Source organism: Bradyrhizobium pachyrhizi (assembly GCF_001189245.1).
GTDB classification, from domain to species: Bacteria; Pseudomonadota; Alphaproteobacteria; order Rhizobiales; family Xanthobacteraceae; genus Bradyrhizobium; species Bradyrhizobium pachyrhizi.
On sequence record NZ_LFIQ01000117.1, the window covers coordinates 236,538 to 259,757 of the forward strand.

General features: G+C 62.0%; 16 protein-coding genes. 6 read left to right on the forward strand and 10 right to left on the reverse strand.

The genetic code is table 11. The features are described from left to right. Window positions 1–357: 357 nt before the first annotated feature. Window positions 358–2,637, forward strand: coding sequence for a glycosyltransferase family 2 protein (locus AKL29_RS32945; RefSeq protein WP_244482570.1), 2,280 nt, complete (start codon window positions 358–360; stop codon window positions 2,635–2,637). On the opposite strand, the gene AKL29_RS32950 is transcribed toward AKL29_RS32945, so the two are convergent. Continuing rightward, entirely contained in the window at window positions 2,578–4,917 is a 2,340-nt protein-coding gene (locus tag AKL29_RS32950) for a glycosyltransferase family 2 protein (protein WP_244482549.1), read from the reverse strand. The genes AKL29_RS32945 and AKL29_RS32950 overlap by 60 nt on opposite strands. Before the next feature lie 232 nt (window positions 4,918–5,149). Between AKL29_RS32950 and AKL29_RS32955 the strand changes: the two genes are divergently transcribed. Beyond that, the gene (locus tag AKL29_RS32955) at window positions 5,150–6,457 is read left to right on the forward strand and encodes a UDP-glucose dehydrogenase family protein (RefSeq protein ID WP_028331574.1); all 1,308 of its coding nucleotides are present in this window, start codon (window positions 5,150–5,152) and stop codon (window positions 6,455–6,457) included. 131 nt (window positions 6,458–6,588) lie between these two features. Here the strand turns inward: AKL29_RS32955 and rfbD are convergent, their stop codons facing one another. Further along, window positions 6,589–7,500: a dTDP-4-dehydrorhamnose reductase gene (rfbD, locus tag AKL29_RS32960; protein ID WP_050387056.1), complete on the reverse strand. Its 912-nt coding sequence runs from the start codon at window positions 7,498–7,500 to the stop codon at window positions 6,589–6,591. Continuing rightward, window positions 7,500–8,054, reverse strand: a complete 555-nt coding sequence (gene rfbC / locus AKL29_RS32965; RefSeq protein WP_050387057.1) for a dTDP-4-dehydrorhamnose 3,5-epimerase — start codon at window positions 8,052–8,054, stop codon at window positions 7,500–7,502. The genes rfbD and rfbC overlap by 1 nt, the downstream gene beginning before the upstream one ends. Window positions 8,055–8,163: 109 nt before the next feature. Here rfbC and rfbA point away from each other — a divergent pair, with 109 nt between their 5' ends. The 3 genes from rfbA (at window position 8,164) to AKL29_RS32980 (ending at window position 10,952) form a co-directional block, all read left to right on the forward strand. Next, window positions 8,164–9,075 (forward strand): glucose-1-phosphate thymidylyltransferase RfbA, encoded by a 912-nt coding sequence (rfbA, locus tag AKL29_RS32970; protein WP_018270712.1) that lies wholly within the window; start codon window positions 8,164–8,166, stop codon window positions 9,073–9,075. Further along, complete coding sequence (gene rfbB / locus AKL29_RS32975; protein ID WP_028331577.1) at window positions 9,065–10,132, forward strand: dTDP-glucose 4,6-dehydratase; 1,068 nt, start codon at window positions 9,065–9,067, stop codon at window positions 10,130–10,132. Before rfbA ends, rfbB begins: the two co-directional genes overlap by 11 nt. Window positions 10,133–10,403: 271 nt before the next feature. After that, the gene (locus tag AKL29_RS32980) at window positions 10,404–10,952 is read left to right on the forward strand and encodes a hypothetical protein (RefSeq protein WP_050387058.1); all 549 of its coding nucleotides are present in this window, start codon (window positions 10,404–10,406) and stop codon (window positions 10,950–10,952) included. 102 nt (window positions 10,953–11,054) lie between these two features. Here the strand turns inward: AKL29_RS32980 and AKL29_RS32985 are convergent, their stop codons facing one another. Further along, the gene (locus AKL29_RS32985) at window positions 11,055–12,023 is read right to left on the reverse strand and encodes a hypothetical protein (RefSeq protein WP_028331579.1); all 969 of its coding nucleotides are present in this window, start codon (window positions 12,021–12,023) and stop codon (window positions 11,055–11,057) included. Window positions 12,024–12,192: 169 nt separating this feature from the next. Between AKL29_RS32985 and AKL29_RS32990 the strand changes: the two genes are divergently transcribed. Further along, on the forward strand, window positions 12,193–13,353 hold the full coding sequence (locus tag AKL29_RS32990; protein ID WP_050387059.1) for a glycoside hydrolase family 71/99 protein: 1,161 nt from the start codon (window positions 12,193–12,195) through the stop codon (window positions 13,351–13,353). A gap of 65 nt (window positions 13,354–13,418) precedes the next feature. Here AKL29_RS32990 and AKL29_RS32995 read toward each other — a convergent pair whose 3' ends face one another. The 6 genes from AKL29_RS32995 to AKL29_RS33020 form a co-directional block, all read right to left on the reverse strand. After that, window positions 13,419–14,342: a glycosyltransferase family 2 protein gene (locus AKL29_RS32995; protein WP_028331581.1), complete on the reverse strand. Its 924-nt coding sequence runs from the start codon at window positions 14,340–14,342 to the stop codon at window positions 13,419–13,421. Between the two features lie 12 nt (window positions 14,343–14,354). Then, window positions 14,355–16,565 (reverse strand): glycosyltransferase WbsX family protein, encoded by a 2,211-nt coding sequence (locus AKL29_RS33000; protein WP_050387060.1) that lies wholly within the window; start codon window positions 16,563–16,565, stop codon window positions 14,355–14,357. 322 nt (window positions 16,566–16,887) lie between these two features. Continuing rightward, on the reverse strand, window positions 16,888–18,921 hold the full coding sequence (locus AKL29_RS33005) for an SEL1-like repeat protein (RefSeq protein WP_050387061.1): 2,034 nt from the start codon (window positions 18,919–18,921) through the stop codon (window positions 16,888–16,890). Further along, complete coding sequence (locus AKL29_RS33010) at window positions 18,921–20,267, reverse strand: HlyD family type I secretion periplasmic adaptor subunit (RefSeq protein ID WP_050387062.1); 1,347 nt, start codon at window positions 20,265–20,267, stop codon at window positions 18,921–18,923. The genes AKL29_RS33005 and AKL29_RS33010 overlap by 1 nt, the downstream gene beginning before the upstream one ends. After that, window positions 20,257–22,494, reverse strand: coding sequence for a peptidase domain-containing ABC transporter (locus tag AKL29_RS33015; RefSeq protein WP_050387063.1), 2,238 nt, complete (start codon window positions 22,492–22,494; stop codon window positions 20,257–20,259). The genes AKL29_RS33010 and AKL29_RS33015 overlap by 11 nt, the downstream gene beginning before the upstream one ends. A gap of 196 nt (window positions 22,495–22,690) precedes the next feature. Next, a partial coding sequence (locus AKL29_RS33020) for a class I SAM-dependent methyltransferase (RefSeq protein WP_244482551.1) occupies window positions 22,691–23,220 on the reverse strand: 530 nt, incomplete at its 5' end.

Genomic DNA, 23,220 nt, shown 5'->3' on the forward strand with positions numbered 1-23,220 from the left:
AGGGACGGGTGCGCGTGTTCCGGAGCCGGCAGGGCGCCGTCAAGACGGCAGGCTGACCATGCGGGCAGATAAGGGCGCCACTTGACCGCCGACGCGCGCAGGATCGCCTTTACGTCCAAAACGCTCCACCACGTCGATCTCGAGCGGGCCGCTGTCGGGGCGCTCGAGGCGCGTGATTTCCGCCTGGCGTTCGCGCTCGCCGACCGCCGCTGCCGGATCCTGCCGCATCCGGGCGCCCGCGCCCATCTGCTGCGCGCGGAAGCGCTGTTTCATCTCGACCTCAGGGATGCGGCCATCGCCGGCGTCGCGAGGGCGCTCGAGCTCGAGCCGGACGATCTGGTCGCTGCCCGGCGAATGATGGCTTGGGGCGACGACCTTCAGCAGATCGAGGCGGCGCGAAGCGTCACGCGGCGTGACGACGATCCGGATTCGGTCAGGGCCGCCCTGCTGCTGCTCGAACAGAGCGGCCAGGACAGCTGCGCCCGCATCGACTTTCTGGACGAAGAGGTGAAGGGATGGGTGACGTGGCGCGGGCCGGGCGACCCGCACCTTTCGCTGGCGCAGGCGGATCAATCCAGCACGATCCAGCTTCCCGCCGATCCACGCCACAGATTCGCGCGTGACGGGCGACAGGCTGCGAGCTTCCGTCTGATCCGGCCCGCGTCCGCGACCTCGCAGCGCCTGCAGATCACGCAGGCGGACCGGGTGATCGCAAGTGTTCAACTCCCGGCCAACCGCGTTCCGGATCACCGGGCCGCACCACGCCGGCCGGCTCGCCTTCGAAACGGCGAACCTTCTCCGCTCACCATCATCATCCCGGTATATGGGGATCTCGCCGCAACGCGAGCCTGCATCGACAGCGCGTTGAATGCGCTCGCCTGCACGCCGGGCTCGACCATCGTCGTCGTGGACGATGCGTCGCCCGAGCCCGACATCAAGCGCCTGCTCAACGAGCTCGCCGCCGAATTCCGCATCCGGCTCCTGACCAACGAGCACAATCTCGGCTTTGTCGGTGCGGTCAACCGCGCGCTCGGCGAGACCGGCGCCGGCGACGTCGTGCTGCTGAACTCGGACACGATCGTGCCGAAATACGCGCTGCAACGCCTGCGCAGCGCGGTGCAATCGACGCCGAGGGTGGGCACGGCGACCCCGCTGTCGAACAACGGCGAATACACCAGTTTTCCAATCCCGAACCGGTCAAATCCCCTGCCCGCGGCCGGCGAAATCGAATTGCTGGGCGAACTTGCAGGCAGAGCCAATTCCGGGATTGCGATCGACATCCCCAACGGCATCGGGTTCTGCCTCTACATTACCCGCGAATGCCTCGACGCCGTGCGCGAGCTCTCCGACGACTTCTATCGCGGCTATCTCGAAGACGTCGACTTCTGCCTGCGCGCGGCGGAGGCCGGCTTCCGCAACGTCTGCATTCCTTCGGTCTTTGTCGGACACGAGGGCTCGCGCTCGTTTCTGGGCGAGAAGCGTTCGCTCGTGATGCGAAATCTTCGCGTTCTCGAACACCGTTACCGGCGCTATGCGACGGACTGCGCCGCATTCCTGCTTGCCGATCCACTCCGCGATTGCCGCGCGGCACTTGAGCTCAAGCTGCTCGCGAGCCAGCAGGTCGCCGCCGGCCCATCTGTCATCCTCTGCGGCTCGTCGGCCGGCCGCGCAATCGCCATCAGGCGCTGCCGGCAGCTGACTGCAGAGGATCAGCACGGTCTGGTCGTGCAGATCCGCTCCGAGGGACAACGCCAGCTGGCTACGGTGTTTGATCCGGATGGCGGAGCGCCGCAGTCGATCGCACTCGACGTTGCGACGCCTGAGGATCGCGAAGCTCTTCTGAGGTTTCTCGCCGATCTCGGAATCCGGTCGCTCGAGATTGCGGAGCCGAACCGCATTCCCGGCGCATGTCTGGCGCAGCTCACGCAACACTTTGCCTACGACCTCCTGATCACCGACACCGCGCTTGCAATGCGCGCGGCGGTCGGATCGGGCGTTCATCCGGACTGGACAAGCCTGGTCGCCGAAGCGCGGCGCGTGACTGCGATCGATGACGACGGCGCAGCCTTTTCGGAAGCCGTTCTCGGCCTGCAAGTCGTGAGGCTGAGCGACCCGCCCGTGCCGCCGGCGCTGTATCCCGAGGTGAGCGGCCCCGCGCGTCTCGGCCTGCTGGTCCTGCACACCAGCGCCGCGGAATTTCGCTTCATACGAGCGTTGAGCGATCAACTGGCCGACGCCGACGAAGACATCGAGATCGTCGTGCTGGGGAGTACGCTCGACGATCTCAAGCTGATGCAGCGCACGAATGTGATCGTCACCGGCGATATTGCCGTCGACGACGTCGCCACGCTCATCGAAGGTCACGGCATCACGAAATTGGTTCTCGACATCGGCGAACCAGCATTTGGTCATCCATTGGTGGAAGCGCTACTGGCAACCGGGCTGCCGATCGCCGCGACGGAATGGAGCCCGACGCCTCCGGGGCGTGGCCGCAGCACGGACCTGAAGCTGCAGCCAGGCTTTGATGCCGATGCAACGATTGCTGCCGTACGCGACTGGGCGGTCGAGGACGTCCTGCTACAACCCGATCGGAGGAGCGGTCGACACCGGCGGCAGGTTGGCACGCGGCTTCCATGATCGCGGCGGCCATGCGAGCGAGGAGAACGGCGTCGAATCCAGCCCCAGCAGCGGGCTGTAATAGGGATCGTCGAGCAGCACATCTCCCCATTTCGCGCGCAGGATCGACAACTCGCGCCTGAAGCGTGCCCTGCGATCCGGCGCGGAATCGCGACCGCGGCTTGCCGACTCCAGATGAACGAGTTTCGCGTCCGGCGTGAACACGATCCGCTTTCCGAGCTGGCGCAGCTTCAGGCACAAATCGATATCGTTGAAGGTGATCGGAAAGCGGATCTCGTCCATGCCGCCGACGGCCACGAAATCGCGCTTGCGCATCAAGAGGCACGCGCCCGTCACCGCCGAGCATTCGTGCGCCACCTGAAGCAGATCGCCATAGCCGGGATCACCATCCATCCGGTCGTTGAAGGCGTGCGCGGCCGAGAAATTGGCCCCCAGCACCACTCCACCGTGCTGCACGACGCTGCTCGGCCAGAGCAGCTTTGCACCGACGGCTCCGACATCGGGAGCGGCGAGCCGCCACAGCATCTCCGCCAGCCAGCTGTCGTCGAGCGCCTCGACGTCATTGTTGAGAAAGCAGATGTTCTCGGTATCGACGCAAGCGACGGCGGCGTTGTTGATGAATGCGAAGTTGAAGGGCCCCTCGACCGAGATGACGTCGATTTCCTGCGAGAGGCTCTCCAGATAGTCCAGCGTTTCCGGCTCGGTCGAGCTGTTGTCGACGACGAGGATCCGGGCGTTCGTCTCATTTGCCGCTGGCATGACGGTCTCGATGCATCGCTTGAGCAGCTCGGCGTGATTTCTGGTCGGGATGATGATGGTGGTGCGCTCGTTCCAATCGACGGCGCGCTTGACCCGAGCGGCTGGAAGAAGACCCGCTTTTCGCGGCTCGACATTGGCCTCGATGCCGGCCCTGGCAAAATACGCCTTGCTTGCGGCGACCAGTTCGGCGGTGGCGGCCGCTGCATCGATCCGCGGCAATGCCGCAACCGATCCCGGAAGATGATAGGTTCGATCCGGCTCCGCGCAGCAGAGGAAGATGTCGTAGAGCGACGTCGCCGATCGCAGCGCTTCCAGGGCACGTTCCCGGCGCACCGCAAAACAATACGCCCCATAGCCCTGCTCGAGCGCGCGCTCGAGATCGAACGCCGAAAACGCCAGCGGCCAGACAGCGCCGGCGCCCGCAGCAACTTCGACGTCGCCATAGACGAGATCGCAGCCGGGTTCGGACGCGAATAGATCGGCGAAGCGCTGCAAGGCGTCGTGCGTGAGGATCGTTCCGCTCAGACAAAACACAAAGAACGCGCCGCCGGCGGCATCGCCCTCGACAAACTCGCGCGCTGCTTTTGGATCGAATTGACTGAACGCCCGCGCCGGCAGGGACACCGCCGACCAGGCGGAGTGCTGTTGGGCTTCGAGGCTTTCGATGCTCTCGTCCACCCTGACATCGCCGATCAGGACGACTGCCGCCTCGGATGCAACATCAGACTGTTCGGATTGCGTCGTCGGCGAGAAGCGCTCTTTCCAGCCGCGATAGGCGTGAAACGGCAGCGAGGCCGGCAGCACCCGGTCGAACAGCTCTCCACGAAGCCGCTCGCTCTCCCAGCGCCCGAGATCCGCGAGCGTCTGCTCCAATCCGCGATCGAAAGCGACGAAGGAAATCGGCTCCGAGATCAGGCTCCGTCCCGAAATCGTCCGCGCGGATAGTCCACGCATGCGACCGTCCGCAAAATGCTCGGGCAGATGAAAATCGATCCGGCGGCCGACGCCGAACTCGCCGCCCCGCGCAACGTTGGTCCACCCGGTCGGCTTCACGGTCATCACCGGACGTTGCGCGATCAGGATTTCGATGTCCTCGTCGATGTCCTGAGCAAGCCAGCCTTCGAAGCGCAGACCTCCGACCCACTCGATATCACCGATCCGGTGCCATCGCGCTTCCGGCGCAGCGACATCGCAGCGAATTGGAGCACCGACGGGAGTGCCGATATTTGCCAGCCTTGCCTCAATGATCCCGGCGTTCGCGCTGACCTGATCCTGCACGTTGAAGGTAAAGCCAAATCGAGCGTCACCGATCCCGGCGTCGGCAAGCTCTGTTACGAACTCGTCACACAATGATGACATGTATGGCTCGCCGTCGACGAGCAGGTCGACGGTGTAGCGTCGGCCGAGATCGGCGCGATCATAGACAAACCCGGAAAACGTCGTGCGATCGGATCTGGAGAACTGCGTTTGCAACGACGCGTATTCAGCTCCTGAGGGCTTCTGCTTGCCAATCGTCTTCATGCTCATGTCCACCCTCAAACGGCAGCTCGATTGTCGGTCGATTTCAAGTTGAGAATGTGTCCATGGTGCGCCCGAGGTGACCAGCGGGCGCTCAGCTGCACCGAGGCGATCACCGTTTGCACAAAAAGCCGCCGACCTCCAACACAAACTATCCGCTATAAAACTTGGCGTTATCGGCGCCAATTGTGCTAGTGCTAACTCCTCCTCTCCACACTGATCGACGAGCGGATTCATGAAGATTGCAATGGTTGGAACGGGATATGTAGGTCTCGTATCCGGAGCGTGTTTTGCCGATTTCGGCCACCAGGTCGTTTGCGTCGACAAGGACGCCGGCAAGATCGAAGCCCTGAAGCGCGGCAAGATCCCGATCTACGAAACTGACCTCGATAAGCTCGTCGAGACCAACGCCGCGGCCGGACGGCTGACCTTCACGACGGAGCTCGCGGGCGCCGTCGCGGACGCCGATGCCGTGTTCATCGCGGTCGGAACGCCCTCGCGGCGCGGCGACGGCCATGCGGACCTGAGCTACGTCTATGCTGCCGCCAAGGAGATCGGCGCGGCGCTCAAGAAGTTCACCGTGGTGGTGACCAAGTCGACCGTGCCCGTGGGCACCGGCGACGAGGTTGAACGCCTGATCCGCGAAACCAATCCCGACGCCGATTTCGCCGTCGCGTCGAACCCCGAATTCCTGCGCGAAGGCGCCGCGATCCAGGATTTTCGCCATCCCGACCGCATCGTCGTCGGCACCGAGGACGATCGGGCCAAGAGGGTGATGGGCGAAGTCTATCGCCCGCTCTACCTGAACCAGGCGCCGATCCTCTATACCGCGCGACGCACGGCTGAATTGATCAAATACGCCGCGAATGCCTTCCTTGCCACCAAGATCACCTTCATCAACGAGATCGCGGATCTCTCCGAGAGGGTCGGGGCGAACGTGCAGGAGGTCGCGCGCGGCATCGGGCTCGACAACCGGATTGGAACCAAGTTCCTGCATGCCGGCGCCGGCTATGGCGGCTCCTGCTTCCCGAAGGACACCCGTGCGCTGTTCAAGACCGCGCTCGACCACGACGTCCAGCTGAAAATCGTCGAGGCCACGCTGACCGCGAACGACAACCGCAAGCGCGCGATGGCGCGCAAGGTCGCCAACGTGCTCGGCGGCGAGCTGCGCGGCAAGACCATCGGCGTGCTCGGCCTGACCTTCAAGCCCGATACGGACGACATGCGCGAGGCGCCCTCGATCCCGCTGATCAACGGCCTGATCGACTTCGGCGCCAAGGTTCGAGCCTACGATCCCATCGGCATGGAGCAGGCGCGCAAGGAATTGCCCGAAATCGAGTACTGCAAGGATGCCTATGAATGCGCGCGCCAGGCCGATGCGCTTGTCATCGTGACCGAGTGGCGCCAGTTCCGCGCGCTCGATCTCAAGCGCATCAAGCAGGAGATGAAGCATCCGGTCGTCGTCGACCTGCGCAACATCTACCGTCCGGACGAGATGGCCGCACACGGCTTCACCTACGACAGCATCGGTCGGCCGCGTTGAGCGCTCGCGCCCGGCGGCGATAGCCGCCGGCCGGATCCTGGAGCCTTGGTTCTGATCAAATCAGGACCAAGGCTCTCTTCTTGTCTGACGCGTTTTCTGCACGCGCACCGGCATCCGCTTCCGAAGCCGCCTTAAGCGTGGGCGGGCGCGCCAAGCTGGACAAATGCATCCAGTTCGCGCGCCAGCGCTTCCTGCCAGGTCGGCATCGCCACGCCGAACTGCGCCTTCAGCCGCGACAGATCCAGCCGCGAATTGCCCGGACGCACCGCCTTGGTCGGAAAATCGGCCGCTGCGATCGGAGCGATGTTCTCGACCGCCAGCGTGACGCCGCGAGACCTCAGCCCGCCGACAATGGCGGTTGCGAAGCCATGCCAGCTGGTTTCGCCGGCGCAGACGAGATTGACGACACCTCCCCGGCGCACGAGCTGATCGTGCAACGTGGTGAGGTTCGGCAGGACGATGCCGGCGACCGCACCGGCGATCGCTGATGCCGTGGTCGGCGCACCGATCTGATCGGCCACGATCCGCAGCTCCTTACGCTCGCCCGCGAGCCGCGCGATGGTGCGCAGGAAATTCGTGCCCTTTGCGGCATAAACCCATGAGGTGCGCGCGATCAGATGCGCCCCGCCTGCCGCCTGGATCGCGACATCGCCGGCAAGCTTGCTGGCGCCGTAGACCGACAGCGGTTCGGTCGGGCTGTCCTCGCGCCACGGCCTGTCGCCCGAACCATTGAAGACGTAGTCCGTGGAGAAATGCACCAGCGGCACGCCGTTCGCCGCAGCCCATTTGGCGATCGCTTCAGGTCCCTTCGCGTTGACCAGGAACGCCAGCTCGCGTTCGTCCTCGGCGCGATCGACGGCGGTATAGGCCGCCGGATTGATGATGAGATCGGGCTTCAGACTCTCAAGTTGGCTCGTCAGCATCTCCGGCTTCGACAGATCGAACTCCGCGGTGGGTGGCGCGATGATCGTGCCGTGGCTTTCCAGCAAAGGCTTGAGCGCACTGCCAACCTGGCCGCGTGTTCCCGTCAACAAGATCCGCATCAGATTTGTCCATAGGTCGGAAGGTTGCTGGCGTCGGCGAGGAGCGGCGCGTCCGCATCCTTGGCCGACAGCTGTGGCTTGTCGACGCCCCATTTGATCCCGATCGCGGGATCATCCCACCGGATCGAGAGCTCGTCCTTGGGGCTGTAGAAATCATCGCATTTGTAGAAGAAGTCGGCGGTCTCCGAGAGCACCACGAAGCCGTGGGCGAAGCCGCGCGGCACCCATAATTGTCGGCGGTTCTCCTCGCTCAATTCGACCGCGACATGCTTGCCGAAATTCGGACTGCCGACGCGCACGTCGACGGCAACGTCCAGCACCTTGCCGCGCAGCACGGAGACGAGCTTGCCCTGGGTGACCGGGTTTTGCAGATGCAGCCCGCGCAGCACGCCATAGGCCGAGCGGGACATGTTGTCTTGCACGAACGGACGCGTGATGCCGTGCTCGACATAACGCGGAGACTGGTAGGTCTCGAGGAAGAAGCCGCGCTGGTCGCCGAACAGCTTCGGCTCGACGATCAGGACTTCAGGAAGCTCGGTCTTGATGACGTTCATCTAACATTTGTTCCAGTTTGACGCGCTTGAAATGTTAATTTCCATCTCATAACAAACTTGTGCAGCGCACGCTATATGTTATGTTCTGATAGTCAAATTGTGAGGGACCATGAAAGGCATTATCCTTGCCGGTGGCACCGGCTCGCGCCTCTATCCGGTGACGACAGTCGTCTCCAAGCAACTGCTGCCCGTGTTCGACAAGCCGATGATCTACTATCCGCTGTCGACGCTGATGCTGGGCGGAATCCGCGATATCCTGATCATTTCCACGCCGCAGGACAAGCCGCTGTTCCAGCGCTTGCTCGGCGATGGCAGCGAGATGGGTGTTCGGTTCGCCTATGCCACGCAGGAGACCCCGCGGGGCCTTGCCGACGCCTTCATCGTCGGACGCGACTTCATCGGTGATGACTCTGTTGCCCTTGTGTTAGGGGATAACATTTTCTACGGCCACGGCCTGCCGAGCATGCTGTCGTCCGCCTCGATCCGCAAGAAAGGCGCCACCGTGTTCGGCTACGTCGTGAACGCGCCTGAACAGTACGGCGTGATCGAGCTGGACGGCACCGGCCGGGCATTGTCGATCGAAGAGAAGCCGAAGCGGCCGAAATCCAACGTCGCGGTCACCGGCCTCTACTTCTATGACAATGATGTGGTCGACATCGCGGCGGGCATCAGGCCATCGCCGCGCGGCGAGATCGAGATCACCGACGTCAACAAGGCCTATCTCGAACGCGGCGACCTCTATGTCGAGGTGCTCGGCCGCGGCTTTGCCTGGCTCGACACCGGCACCCATTCCTCGCTGGTCGAAGCCAGCCATTTCGTCCAGATCCTGGAGCAGCGTCAGGGCCTGCGCATCGCCTGCCCCGAGGAGATCGCGCTGCGCCAGGGCTACATCTCGCTCGAAGCCTTCGCGAGGGTCGCACAGAAGACCGCCAAGAGCAGCTACGGCGAGTACCTGCTGTCGGTCTACCGCTCATTCCACGGCGAGCCGCGCGCGGCGGAGGTATTCAAACATGCGGTTTAAGGGATCGACGATCTTCGTCACCGGCGGCGCCGGCTTCATCGGCTCCGCCGTGGTCCGCCACCTGCTGCGAGACACCCACGCCCGCGTCGTCAATATCGACAAGCTGACCTATGCGGCAAACCTGGCCTCGCTGCCCCGCGCCGCCGAAAGCCTGAACTACACTTTCGAGAAGGCATGCATCTGCGAGGCGCAGAACCTGCGTCGGCTGTTCGAGAAATATCAGCCCGATGCGGTGATGAACCTTGCCGCGGAAAGCCATGTCGACCGCTCGATCGACGGCCCCGGCGAATTCATCCAGACCAACATCGTCGGCACCTTCACGATCCTGCAGGAGACGCTGCGCCACTGGCGTTCGCTCTCGCCCGAGAAGCGCGACCGCTTCCGCTTCCTGCATATCTCGACCGACGAGGTGTTCGGTTCGCTCGGCGACGAAGGGCTGTTCACCGAGACCACGGCGTATGCGCCGAACTCGCCCTATTCGGCCAGCAAGGCGTCGTCCGATCATTTGGTGCGGGCCTGGCGTGAGACCTACGAGCTGCCGACCCTGGTGACCAACTGCTCCAACAATTACGGCCCCTATCACTTCCCGGAAAAGCTGATCCCGCACATGATCATCAAGGGGCTCGCCGGCGAGCCGCTGCCGGTCTATGGCGACGGCAAGAACATTCGCGACTGGCTGTTCGTCGAGGATCACGCCAAGGCGCTGACGCTGGTGCTGGAGCGCGGCGAGGTCGGCGAGACCTACAATGTCGGCGGCCGCAACGAGCGCACCAACCTGCACGTGGTCGAGAGCATCTGCGACCTGCTCGACGAGGTCGTGCCGGCCGCGGCAGGCCCGCGCCGCCGGCTGATCAATTTCGTCGCCGACCGCCCCGGCCACGACCGCCGCTACGCCATCGACGCCACCAAGCTCGAGACCGAGCTCGGCTGGCGCGCCGAGGAGAATTTCGAGACCGGCATCGCCAAGACCGTGCGCTGGTATGTCGACGAGCAACCCTGGTGGCGCGCCATCCTGGAGGGCGGCTACAAGGTGGAGCGCGTCGGCCTGAACCAGTAGTCGCCGATCACGGCGGATCATCAGCGACGGTGACAGCGCCGACCATCGTGGGACTTGCGGAACATCTCTCGGCCGGAATATGTCCGGCCGATCGGGTGCAGGGATGCAGGCCTCGGCGATCATGACTTGGCGTCGATGAGTTGGCGTTGATGAACTGCAACGCGGCCTGAAGATGCAAGGACGTGCTGGCATCAGACACGTCCAACGCCCCCGGTGAGGAGAAATTGTCCCAGGGGCTGCAACATGGAGGAGACCTCAATTGCTACCAAGAATGTCGCGGGAAGAAGCGGAACTGTTCTTGTCGTTTGTGAGAAATAGCCGCGATTACGTCGAATTCGGAACCGGCGGAAGTACGGTCATCGCATCAAAGCATGTCACGAACTCGATACTGTCCATCGATTCCTCACAGGACTGGCTGGATCAGGTCGATCGTGCTTGCGCCTCGGCTCGTACGAAACCTCATTTGACGTTCATCGACATCGGACGGACCGGCGATTGGGGTTTCCCGGTTGACCCGTCAACAAAGCCGCGTTGGCCGGACTATCACTCGACCATCTGGAAAACGCCGCAAAGCGCCGATGCTGACCTGTATCTCGTCGACGGTCGTTTCAGGGTCGCATGCTTCGCCCAGATCGTCCTGCACTGCAGCCCGACTGCAATCATCGGCATGCACGACTTCAGCTCTCGCCCCGCCTATCACTGCGTAAGGGAGATCGCTCGCGAAATTGCGACGGCCGGCGACATGTCGTTCTTCATGCCGCTTGCGAAAAGAGATGCTGCCGAAGCCATATTGCAGTCGTTCAGCGGAGAGCCGTCCTAACCGGCGAGCTCTCCCGACCGACGTCGAAGGCGACGTTGCACCATGGCTTGCCGCCTGAGCGTTCAGGGCGGCAATGCCCCGACAAAGCAGCCGGATCCAACCTCAGGAAGGCAGCGTTTGCGCGCATAGCGCGTCGAAGGATGCAGCGAACTCGGCAAAGACGCGCTCCTCGGCGGGCGACGCAAATTCAACTTTGCCCGACTGGTCAATTCGCATCGACCCCGTTCCCAAGGGAGCCGTCTCGGGACCGCGGTCTTCCCGAAGAGAGAGCATCCGCTTGATCTCGGTCACGTACAGCTTCTCGTTCTCTGTCGCTCGCGATATATCCCGTTCCAACACTTTCTCGACGGAGTCCCCGCGTTGCATGAATCCGCGGGCAATCAGCTTGTTCAGATTGGCGCGGATCCTCTGCGCGGGCGACAAGGTCGCCATATGCAGCAGGAAAAATCCGAACAACGGCGCGGGCGCCTTCTTTCCCTTGGCGATCTGGCAGTTGTGATTCACCTCTCCCGAGAAAGGCGCGGCAGCCGAGCGGATCAAAGGCTTGCCCCAGGTGAGGCCATTGCGGAGCGTGCCCAAATCGGTACCGCACAACATCCTGTCGCGATAGGAAGGCGCGTTGTACAGCCAGGTCGATGGGATAAACGCACCACCTTCATTGTCGTTCAGGTGACGCAATATCGAAGCGTCGCTCGTGAAGCGCTCGCCATCATAGAACGCCAGAAACTCGTCCGTATCCAGGAAGCAATGGAAATCGGAAGAAGCCGACAGGCTGGCGTACAGTTCCTCGAAGTTTTTGGGATTGTGCAGATTGTTGTGAAATCCGCCGAAGCTCGCGATCAGCAAGTCCGGCCCCAGCTCTTCGTAAACCGACAAGACCTTGCTGTCGGCAGATCCATTGTCGAAAATGATCAGGTTCGCGTCGCCCACGATCTTCCTGTGATGGTCCACCCAATCCGCAAGGAAAAACGGATCATCCTTGGTCTTGAGGACGATCTTGAGCGCTCCACGGCTGCTCCGGATGCGATCGCAAATCGCCGTAGATTCATTTTCCCATGCAACCAGCTGCATCAAACACGGTCCCTGTGCGTTGCAATCAACATCGACTGGTTTTAGCCAATCTAAGCTCATCGCGCAGAAAAAGTTTGGCCCATCATTAGCCGCACTGTCAGTTGATCATTAGGGCGTTTTTGAAGAGAATCAACAGGATGTTTGGGAAAACAACGGCGAGCGCTCGAAGATGCTGACACGACGATTGTTCCTGGCCCTGGGCTCAGCTGGAGCCCTTAGCTATACGGTTACGCGCGCCCTCGCCGCCAAGCAGGTAGCTGCGCGCACGGACCGGCCTCTGGTGGGCGCGCTCCGGTGGGACGCCTGGTATGCTCCCGGATCAACGCCAACCAAGGCGGTTGAAACATCGCTCTCTCCCCAGCAGTACCATTGGCGAGTTCCATTCTTTGCGAAGGAAACCACCGGAAAGAGCCGCAGTGAGGTTGCCTTTCCGGAGATCACGCAACAAACGATCGACAAGGAAATCAAGCAGGCCGTATTCGCAGGCATCGACTACTGGGCCTTTGTCGCCTACGGCTCCGCCGATCCGATGTCGAGGGCTCTGAAAGTCTTCAGGGAAAGCCCGATCAAGAACGAGATCTCGTACTGCATCTTTACCGAGTTCCCTCGATGGGGCTCCCACGACAAGGTAAGCCCGCTGATTGACGAACACGTCAAGCTCATGGGCGACAGCAACTACCTGAAAGTAGCGGGCGGAAGACCGCTGTATTTTCTCGGCTTCATACATGTTGCCGACGTTGAGAAGCGATGGGGCGGGATCGAGAACCTTCGAGCCCAGATCGAGCAATTCAGAGCGCGGGTAAAGGCCGCGGGACACGGAGATCCGTACCTGGTGCTCACCGGCGACAAGAAACTGCTCAATGAACAGGGCGCCTTTCTAACTGCCGATGCGGTCAGCTCCTATGCCGGCGTTTACGGCAGCGTCCGTGGTTCGTATGCCGACCTCACGCGCGGCGCAGAGCGCGACTGGAATGAACTAGCCAAAAGCCGCCTTCCCGTCATCCCCACCGTGATGACCGGCTGGGACCGCCGTCCACGCATCGAACGCCCAGTGCCCTGGGAAGCCAAGCAGCGCCCGGGCGTGGGAATGGAAAACTTCTTCATTGCGCCGACCGGGCTGGAGCTGTCGGATCATCTGCGTCGCTCGATCGAATGGAGAGCTGCCCAGCCGGGTGAGATGAAGTCTCCTGCGATCCTGATTTATGCCTGGAACGAAAACGACGAAGGCGGATGGCTTGTCCCCACCTTGCCCTGCAAGACCGAGCGCCTGGAGGCCTTGCGCAAGGTCCTGAAAGACGCCCAATCCACGCAAAGGCCAAACCTTTGCTAGCTCCGATGTTGTGCGGCTGACGCCGTGAGCTTGTTCAGCCGTGATCTGGCGTCAGCCGCGTTGTGCTAGCGCCATTCAGCCGGGACCGTCCATTGGTTCAGCTCCACGGTCCTGTGCTCGGCAAGATAAGGCGCGTAGAGCTGCCGCATCCAGAAGCGGAAGTTCGGGTAATTCCTGATCAGCTTGTAGAAGGCGTCCCCCATGTTCAGCGGACTGAGACAGGTCCCGTTCTGTGGCTTGGACGTCATCGCGCGCAACGAATAACTTTGCATGCAAGCCCGCGTTTCGCTTTCGGCCACCGAACTTAGTCCGCGGAAGCTGTTGGTCGCATGCAATCGATACATGTACTGATCGGATTCCACGTATTTCGGCTCGACGATCGTGATCGCTCGCAGCGCGAATTCCCAATCGTGACAATATTTGAGGTCCGCGAACCACCCAGCCTGCCGCAATAGTTCGGCGCTCAACACAAAATTTCCCGTCGAGGCGGCTATCTGCGACTCCAGGAAGGACCACGACAGTGGGCGATCGGAGCTTACCGCTTGACTCGTTGCGTATCTGAGACGCGCCGGAAACTGAAAGCTCTTGATGGACTTCCCGTTCTCGTCGATGGGTTCGATCGCGGAGAAGCCGAAGAACAGCTTTTCAGCGCCATGGCGGCCGACAAATGTCTCGACCCGCTCCTTCGAAAAGGCGTCGTCCGAATTGAGCAGGAAGAGCATCTCGCCCGTTGCAAGGGACAGCGCGCGATTCCAGGTAAAGTGCGCTCCCATGTTGGTGGGATTCTTGAGCAATTTGCATGATGCAAAACGCTTTGCGAACGACTTCCGCTTCAGAAGCCTTTCGGCCAGCTGGAAGCTGTTGTCCGGCGAATTGTCGTCGACGATGATCAGCTCGAGTTTGGGATAGGTCTGGTCGAAAACCGTCTCGAGACAATGCTCGAGATAGGCCTCGTGCTTGTAACAAGCAATCACCACGCTGGCTAACATAGGACTCTCAACTCAATGCCGAACGACCAGGGAATGGCTTGATCCAACCAGCAGGTTTTCTCCTTCGCCAACCTCAAGCATCGAAAGCCTGTACTCTCCGTCCGGCAGTCCCTTAAGCATGAAGCTGACCTCGAAGCCGAAGCAGCACTCGCGAGCGGTCGCCTTCATATACTCCGTGACGTCCATTCGCTCGTGCCAATCGATGACGAGGCAGTACCCGCTCTTGCCGGCGTTCGTCTCTCCTTCCGGAGACAACACCAGAAACGAAATGCGGTTTCTCAGGGGCTCGAAGCCATCCTTGGCAAAAACCCACCCTCGGACCAGCACTCTGTAGCGCGGGTCCACCACCACGCGCTCCTCCGTTTGCGAATTGATGTTCTCGATCACAAACATGGAGCCATCCGGACTTGCGATGGCTCCCTCGATTTCGACCGGCAAGCCCTCGCGAATGCTCTGGAATCCGGTGAGCGCGACTTCATTGCGCTGCAGATTGGCGAGTACTTCGACATGAACTGCAGCACTCTTGATCGTCTGCTCGAGCTCCGACCTGCTCAAGCAGTCCAGCAGTGCGGAGTTCGCGCGCAGTTCTGCCGAGATCGACTCGCCGGCAGACACACGTCTGACGACGTCGAGATAGGCACGGCCGAAACGCGAGTCCGGCTCCAGGTGGGCTCCCTCGGCCCACTCGTTCCACGAATTGATGAACACGATCGGCTGTTCGAAAGAACTCCGGCGCGCCCGCTCGGTCGCCTCACGAAGCCAGACTTCGAATGCCTCAGGGCTTGATCTGACGAACACATGTCCACGCGAGCCCTTGCGCGGCGTGTTGTCCCAGCGCGGCATCACGGTTGGAAAGAACGGAAACTCATAGACCTTGCCGAGCGTCGAGCGCATGGCTTCAAGATAGTCGTAGAGCTTGCCGGAGAAATCCGGCGGCGTCTCGACCTCCGCCCGGCTCAGCTCCCGCGCATTGACGGTATGGGGCGGGAATTCCACGGCGGCATCGCAATGGAATTCTCGTGGATCAAACTCGCCGAAGGTCATCGCATTGCAAATCAGCAGCTCGCCGATGCCGAGTTGCCTTGCACGCACACGCCAGGTCTGGAACAGGCGCTCCTTGTCCGGGATCAGCGAGGGACGGTAGACGAGAAGGATCTTGCGACCGTCGACCGTGATGTAGCGATCATCCAGCAAGATATCGGCCATATCGTCGATGAAGCGGACATCATCCTCGAGGGAGTGGTTCTGACCGAGCAGGAGTTCGGTATCAGAACCATCCCATCGCCGTGACCAGTTTTCGTTCGCCCAGCAGATGCAGAACGGAATGTTCGGCTCTCCGTCCTCCAGCAATAGCCGCAGCGGCCGCTCCAGCAATCTTCGCCCCTGAAACCAGTAGGCGTAATAGCAAAAGCCATGAACGCCGTAACGGCGAGCCAGGTCTGCCTGTTGCTGGCGAGTCTCGACCAATCTCATGTCGTAGAAGCCGAGATCCGCGGGCAACCACGGAGACTGGTGCGTGGGAAACTGCGGACGCATCTGGGAGACGTTGGTCCATTCGGTGAAGCCAGGACCCCACCAACGGTCGTTCTCCGCGAATGAATGGAATTGCGGCAGGTAGAAGCAAACGTAGCGCACCTCCTTCACGGAGGCGGCGCCTGCCATGGCGGCAACCAGTTTCTTGTCGTTGTTCGGAAACAGCAGATCGTCGTAATCGTCGGTCGAAAAGCCGAGGGCGACGACCACCTCGTTCGACTCGAGTTTCTCGAACAGCGGTATTTCGTAATATTCGCCGTCGTTCAGGCTGATGCGCAGGTAGATCTGCACAGGCTTGCCTTCCAGCAGCGTATTTTTCAGGGCGCGAGCCAAACGACGGCGCATGCCTGGCGTGGACAGGTTGACGCGAAATCCGGGACGCCCGATCACTGTGTGCGGACCGACGCTGGCCGGCACCGACCGGCCCGTCCGTCCCTCTTCGACACAGTGGGAAGCAACAAAGAGCGATATCGCAACGGTCGATGCAGGCGATTGCGCATCCACGATCCAGCCGGAGATCACTCGCCCGGACTGCTCCAGGATCGCACCACGCAGCCTCGGTCCCGACTGGAGATCGCGGACATCGGGATCCAGGAATACGCTCTGCGATTGATCGTCCTGCTGAACCGGACTGGCAACGGGCAACATATCCTTCGTATCCCTGACGCTCCGTTCCACCATCTTGTTCATCGCTTCTCAATCTCCTACCAACGTCTAACGCTGGTTCCAGTTTCTTTATCAGCCGTGCGGAAGATCGATATCCCGAGATCGCGTTGCCGTTCGAGCCTGCCCCGGATCGTGACCTGATGCTTATCAGTCAACTTCACACAACCACAATGAGTATTTGTTGGCGATGGCCACATTAACGCAATCTCTCTGTCGTCGATATGAAAGCCATCGTTAGTTCTGCCCAGATTGTCACGCGAAGCTGCCTGCTTCGCCGCCTTCGCGCCTAAAAACAAAGCCGCGGCTCAGCATCTGCGACCGCGTGCGAAGCTCGCCTCCAACAATCTCAGCCAACGCTCTCGCCCATTGCCTGCAGACGACGTCGCGCGCCTTCGTTGTTCTGCTGTGCCGCTTGTCGATACCAGTGCAACGCCTGATCGCGATCCTGCGCGACGCCGTCGCCGGCGCGCAGTGCATCGCCAATCGCGAGTTGGGCTTCGACCATGCCCTGCTTCGCCGCGGCCTCGAACCATTCGGCCGCCTTCGCCGGATCGGCATCGCGCCCCTGTCCCCGGCCGAGCATCACGGCAAGGTTGTATTGCGCCGTCGTGTGCCCCTGGCGCGCCGCCGCCTCGTACCACGTGACGCCCTTGGCCAGGTCCTGCTCGACGCCCTGCCCGGTGCAATACATCACCGCAAGCTTGAACTGCGCCGCGGCATTGCCGCCGTCCGCAGCCTTGACGATCCAGCCGGCGGCGGCCTGCGGATCCTTGAGGCCGCTCTTGGGATCGGAATACAGCAGCGCCAAAGTGTGCTGGGCTTCGACGTGACCGGCGCCTGCCGCACGTTTGAACCATTGGGCTGCGGCCGGAACATCGACGGCGCCGCCGGATCTTCCCATGTGAAGCCCGCCCAGCTGAAATGCCGCGGACGGATGGCCGGCCTCGGCAGCGTCGGCCAGCAGCGCACGTGCCTGCGCAAGACGCTCCGCGGACGGTTCATCCTGGATAAGAAACATCGCATAGGCCATCTTCGCATCGGCATCGCCGCCGTCGGCCGCCTTGCTAAGCCACTCCGCCGCGCGCGCTTGATCGCGCGGCACGCCGTTGCCCGCCGAGTAGAGCCGACCGAGTTGCACGCCTGCGGCGCTAATGCCTCCCTCGGATGCGCGCTCGAACCACTTGATCGCAGTCGCGACATCGCGCGCCACGCCCCTGCCATTGAGATAGAACACCGCAATGTTGTGAGCCGCCGTGGCATGGCCGCCCTCCGCCGCACGCTCGAACCATTTCGCAGCCTGACGGATGCTGGGCGGAACGCCGGTGCCGGTGGCATAGAAGCGTCCGGTCAAGAACTGCGCCTGCGTATCGCCGCGCTCGGCCGCCTTCTCGTACCAATACGCCGCCTCGCGCAGATCCGGCTCGGCGGCAGTCCCGAGCGCATAGAACTCGGCGAGCGCCTGGACCGCCGGCAGGTAGTCCTTCCGCGCCGCCTTGCGCAATGCGGTCTCGGCCCTGTCGAGATCCTTGACAGCCCCTTTGCCGCTCAACCGCAGCAGTGCAATGTTGTAGAGCGCGATCGTATCGTCATGGGCAGCGGCGCTCTGGAACAGCCGTGCGGCCTCTTCGACATTTTCGGGAAGCCCAGTACCCTTGAGGCACATGAAAGCCAGCGCAACCTGTGCGCGAACGTGTCCCTGCTCGGCGGCCTTGTGATACCAGATCGCGGCCTGCGCGAAATCGACGGGAACGCCGCGGCCCTGATAATACACATCGCCGAGCGCGAATTCGCCGGACGCCGCTTTCTGCTCGGCCGCGGCCTGATACCAGCGCAGGGCAGCAGCGTGATCCCGCACGCACCCTTGCCCGTTGGCGTACATGTTGCCGAGAATCGATTGCGCCTCCGCCTTGCCGGCTTCCGCCGCCACCGACATCCAGAGGAATGCGGCATCGACGTCCTTGGCCACGCCGATCCCGTTCGGGAAAACCAGATCGTGGAGGTTGATCGCCTTGTCGCCGAGACGGGCCGCCGTGGATTGCCGCCACATCTCGGGCCTGTTCGGTCCGAGCGTGGCCTTGACCCCGTTGAGATAGATCAGGCCAAGCTGGAATTGCGCATCCAGATGTCCTTTCAGCGCGGCGCGTTCATACCACGCGACCGCGTCCGGAATGCTGCCGATGACGCCCTCGTTCCTCGCATAGAGCAGCCCGATCCGGTAATCCGCCTCCGGGTTGCCCGCCCGCGAGGCAAGCCGCCAAAAGCGCAAGGCTTCAAGGTATCGCCCGTTCTCGTAAGCCTCCAGTCCCCGTTCAAACTGCTTTGAGTCTGAACGGGAGGAGTCGGGGCGGAACAACTCGAGCAGGGATCTCGCAGACTCCATCATGGCTCGCGCATCGCTTCCGTCATGCCGCGCAGCATGTCGCTGAGCAGATACATCGCCACCGAACGGGTGCCGACATTGACGTCACCCTGCAGCGTCATGCCGGGGATGAGGCGGAAATTCTTCGGAACATTGGTGAAGTTGGTCTGGTCGACCGAGCATCGCGCCTTGTAATAGGCGTCGACGGGCTTTCCGTCGTCGTCAGTGGTGAAGGCGCCTTCGCTGATCCAGCGTATCTTGCCCTGCGCCGTGCCGTGCTCCGCCGCGTTGAAGGCATCGACCTTCAACGTGCAGGGGTCATTCGGCCGGATAAAGCCGACGTCGCGGGACAACACCTGAATCTCCGCCTCGAGCCGCGTCTTGAGCGGCATCAGCGTGATGAAGGGATCACCCGGCTTCAGCACGGATCCGACCGAGAGCTTGGCGAGGGTGAGGACGACCGAGGGCTCGGCAGCCGTCCACCGGACCAGGTCCTGATGCTTGATGGCCTTGTCGTAGGATGCCCGGGACGTATCCAAATTGTTGCGCGTCGTGACCAGATCCTGGCTCAGCTGCGCGTTCCATTGCTCGATGAAGGCCTTGCGATCGGCCCTCAGCGAGTCGAGCTGGTGTTGCGCCTCCAGCAGCGTGTTGTGTGTGTTGTCGATCTGACGCAGTAACTCCAGGCGCGTATCCTGCGACAGATACAGGTTCAGCTTGGAGCCGCTGCCGCTTTCGGCAAGGGTCGAGCGCATGTCCTCGATCTTGCCGGCGATCTCGGCGCGTTGACCATATCGCTCGTCGTCCTTCTTCGCCTTCAGGATCGTCGCCTCGGTCTGGCTGATCTTGGAATCGTAGCTGGTCACCTGCGCGCCGTACTGGGCGATGCGCTGGTCGTAGAGCGCCTTCTGCAAGGCGTTGTACCGGGCGGCATCGGCATCCTTGGCGTCGCCATACGACAGCGGCTTTCCGGACAATTCGGCCTCGTCACGGGCAACCTGCGCCTCAAGGCTCGCGATCTGCAGCTTGTACTGGGTGACATCGGCCGCGGTGAAGGTCGAGTCGAGGGTCGCAAGCAATTGTCCCGCGTCGACCTGCTCGCCTTCCCGAACATCGATCGTCTTGATGATCGAAGGGTCCAGGGCCTGCAGCACGTTGATCTGATCGACCGGAACGATCTTGCCCCGGACGCTGGTGATCACACGATCGAGGCGCGTCAGGCACATGATCGCCACGATGGATACCAGCAGCGCCGACAGCACGAACAGCGTCGCGCGGGCCATCATCGGCTCGGGCGCCTCGCGGATGGCGTCGGTTTCGGACTGGAACTGGCGAACGGTCGCGAGCGAAGCTTGGTTAGGAGACAAGGGTCGGACTCCTGAAGTTAGGCTTGTCGTTGCGGCCCGTCGGAACAAGATGCGTGTTCTGCTGGTACCAGAGCGAGCTGTAGATGTCGTTTCGCTCCAGAAGTTCCTCGTGGCGACCGATATCGTTGACCACGCCGCGATTGAGCACGAGGATCGCGTCGGCCTTCGTCAGCGACGACAGGCGATGCGAGATGATGATCAGCGTGCGGCCATGCGCGATCCGCGAAATGTTCGCATTCACGATCGTCTCGCTCTCGGCATCGAGCGCGCTGGTCGCTTCGTCCAGGATCAGGATGGGCGGATTGACGATCAGCGCGCGCGCGATCGCGAGGCGCTGGCGCTGCCCGCCGGAGAGGTTGGTGGAGCCCTCGTAGACGTAGGTCTCGTAGCCCCGCGGCAGCTTGTCGATGAATTCCTCGGCGCCGGCCAATCGCGCCGCCCTGACGACGTCGTCGAAGGTCGCGTCCGGCTTTGCCGCAGCAATATTCTCGCGGATCGTGCCGCTGAACAGGAAGTTCTCCTGCAGCACGACGCCGACGTTGCGCCGCAGATGGTCGACATCGTATTCGCGAACATCGATACCGTCGACCTTGATCAACCCGCCATAGTCGGAGTGCAGGCGCTGCAACAGCCGCGTGATCGTGGTCTTGCCCGAGCCGCTCTTGCCCATCACGCCGAGCGTCGTGCCGAGCGGAATCTCGAAGGAGATATTGTTCAGCGCCGGCGACACCGCGCCCTTGTACTTGAACGTGACGCCGGAGAACTCGATCAGACCCTTCAACGGAACCCGCACGCCATGGCCGGAGCGTCCCTCCTCAGGCGCCTGATTCACCAGATTGCCGACGATGGTGACCGCCGTGCGCGCCTCGTCATACTGGTTGATGAGCTGGGCCATCTTCATCAGCGGGCCGGCAACACGCTGCGACAGCATCAGAAAGGCAAACAGCGCCCCGACATAGACCGGATCGCCGCTCGATACGGCGAGGTAGACGCCGAGTGCATAGGGAGCGCTGACCGCCAACCGTTCCAGCGGACGGACCAGCGTCTGGATCGCGTTTCCAGTCATGCCTTCGGCAAGACGCGCCTTGGCGGCGCGCGCAACGAGCACATCCCACATGTGCCGCTGGCGCGTGTCGAGCGCCAGCGATTTGATGGTCCTCATGCCGTTCAGGCTCTGGATCAGAAACGCCCCCTGCGCGCCTTCGGCGGCAAGAACCGCCGAGGAGCTCCTCCGGTACACGGGCAGCATCAGGATGAGCCAGACCACGATCATTGCGGCAAAGCCCAGGACCATCAGCGTCATGATCGGGCTGAAGAAGAACATGACGGGCAGGAAGAAGATCAGCGTCGTCGAATCGAGGACCGTCCCGAACAACTGCCCGGTCAGGAAGCCGCGGATCCGGAACACTTCGCGGATGTCCCGGGAAATCAGGCCGACGGGATTCTGCTCGAAATAATCGATCGGCAGATTGAGCACCTTTTCGAACACGTAGGTCGACAATTTGACGTCGAGGCGTGCCGTCAAGCTCTGAACGAGGTATTGCCGCAGGAACGAGAACGCCGTCTCGAACAGGATGATCACCAGCATCGCAACGCACAGCACGTAGAACGTATTGTACGCCTTGTAGAAAATGACCTTGTCGGACAGCAGCCTCCAGAACATGATCGGTGCCAGCCCCATGAAGCCCAGGACCAGCGCCGCGATCGCGACGTCGCGCATGATGCGCCGTTCGCGGAACACCAGGGCGACGACAAAACCGAAGCTGAACGGCTGCGTCTCGTCCGAAATCTCATAGTCGCGCTTGGCCATGACGACGTCGCCCGACCAGATGTCCTCAAAGCGCGGTTGATCGATGACGAGCAGCGCGTCCTCGCTCGCATTCGGATCCTGCAGAACCACCCGGGAGCTGTTCTCGTCGCCTTCGAGGCGCAGCAGCACCATGTGGCTGCCGTCGCGCAGCCGAACAATGGCCGGCAGCGCCCTCTTGAGATGGCTCAGGCCCTTCCAGTCCAGCGTGACGGCCTTTGCCGTCATGCCCGAGGAATTCGCGCACTTCAAAAGCTCGGCCAGCGTGACTTCCTGATCGCCCAGGAGGTTGTCGTGGATCAGCTGGGACGGGGTCAGATGCAAACCATGCTGTCTTGCCACGATGACGAGACAAGCGAGGCCCGAAGGTGGCAGCGCCTCCACCGAAGGTGCGCCGACGAGCGAGAGGTGTTTGGTCATGGATGCCTCGAAGTTTCGACTGCGCAAGGTCCGGTCCCCAGCGAGATATAACTTATCACTGTTAGTTCGCTAACGCAGCATTTTCAGTGCGTCACCCGAAAAAGATATGTTTCACGGCAGGCCGCGAAGCCAGTTTCGAGCACGTTCTCGTGCGACTTAACCAGGGAACCTTATAACATTGTTTAACATCGACAAGTCACGAGTCTGCGGTCACCGTCTCCTGGAAGTCGAATCCGCAGGCCTCCAGCTGTGGCCTGATCCGCTCATCCCTGGCCTCCGGCATGAGCGCCAATGCGCAGATCTCAAAATTCCCGCTCCGAACGGACACCGTCGGGAAGCCGGCGCTGAGCAACAGGTTCCCCATCCGCTCGGTCGAAAAGCCGGTCTTGTGCGCCATGTAGTGGCGCCCTTGCTCGATCGCGCCGGAATGCCCGTAGATCATGTCCAACGGCCGGATCGGACCTGCCGGCGAGACATAAGCGATCGCGCCGAGGCCGCGCGTCAACATGTGCTGAGCGACCGCCTCGAGGTCAGGAGACATGATCAGTGCGAATCCGTCCGGCTTGAGGACTTGGCGGAACTGGACGAATGTGGGGTGAACCTCATGGGCATAGAGATGCTCCATGACATGGGAACACCAGATCGCGTCGAACGAGGCCGCCGGGAACAATCGGGCAAGATCGGTAATCGACCCGACGACGTCGGGGTTCACGCCGCCGTCGACGT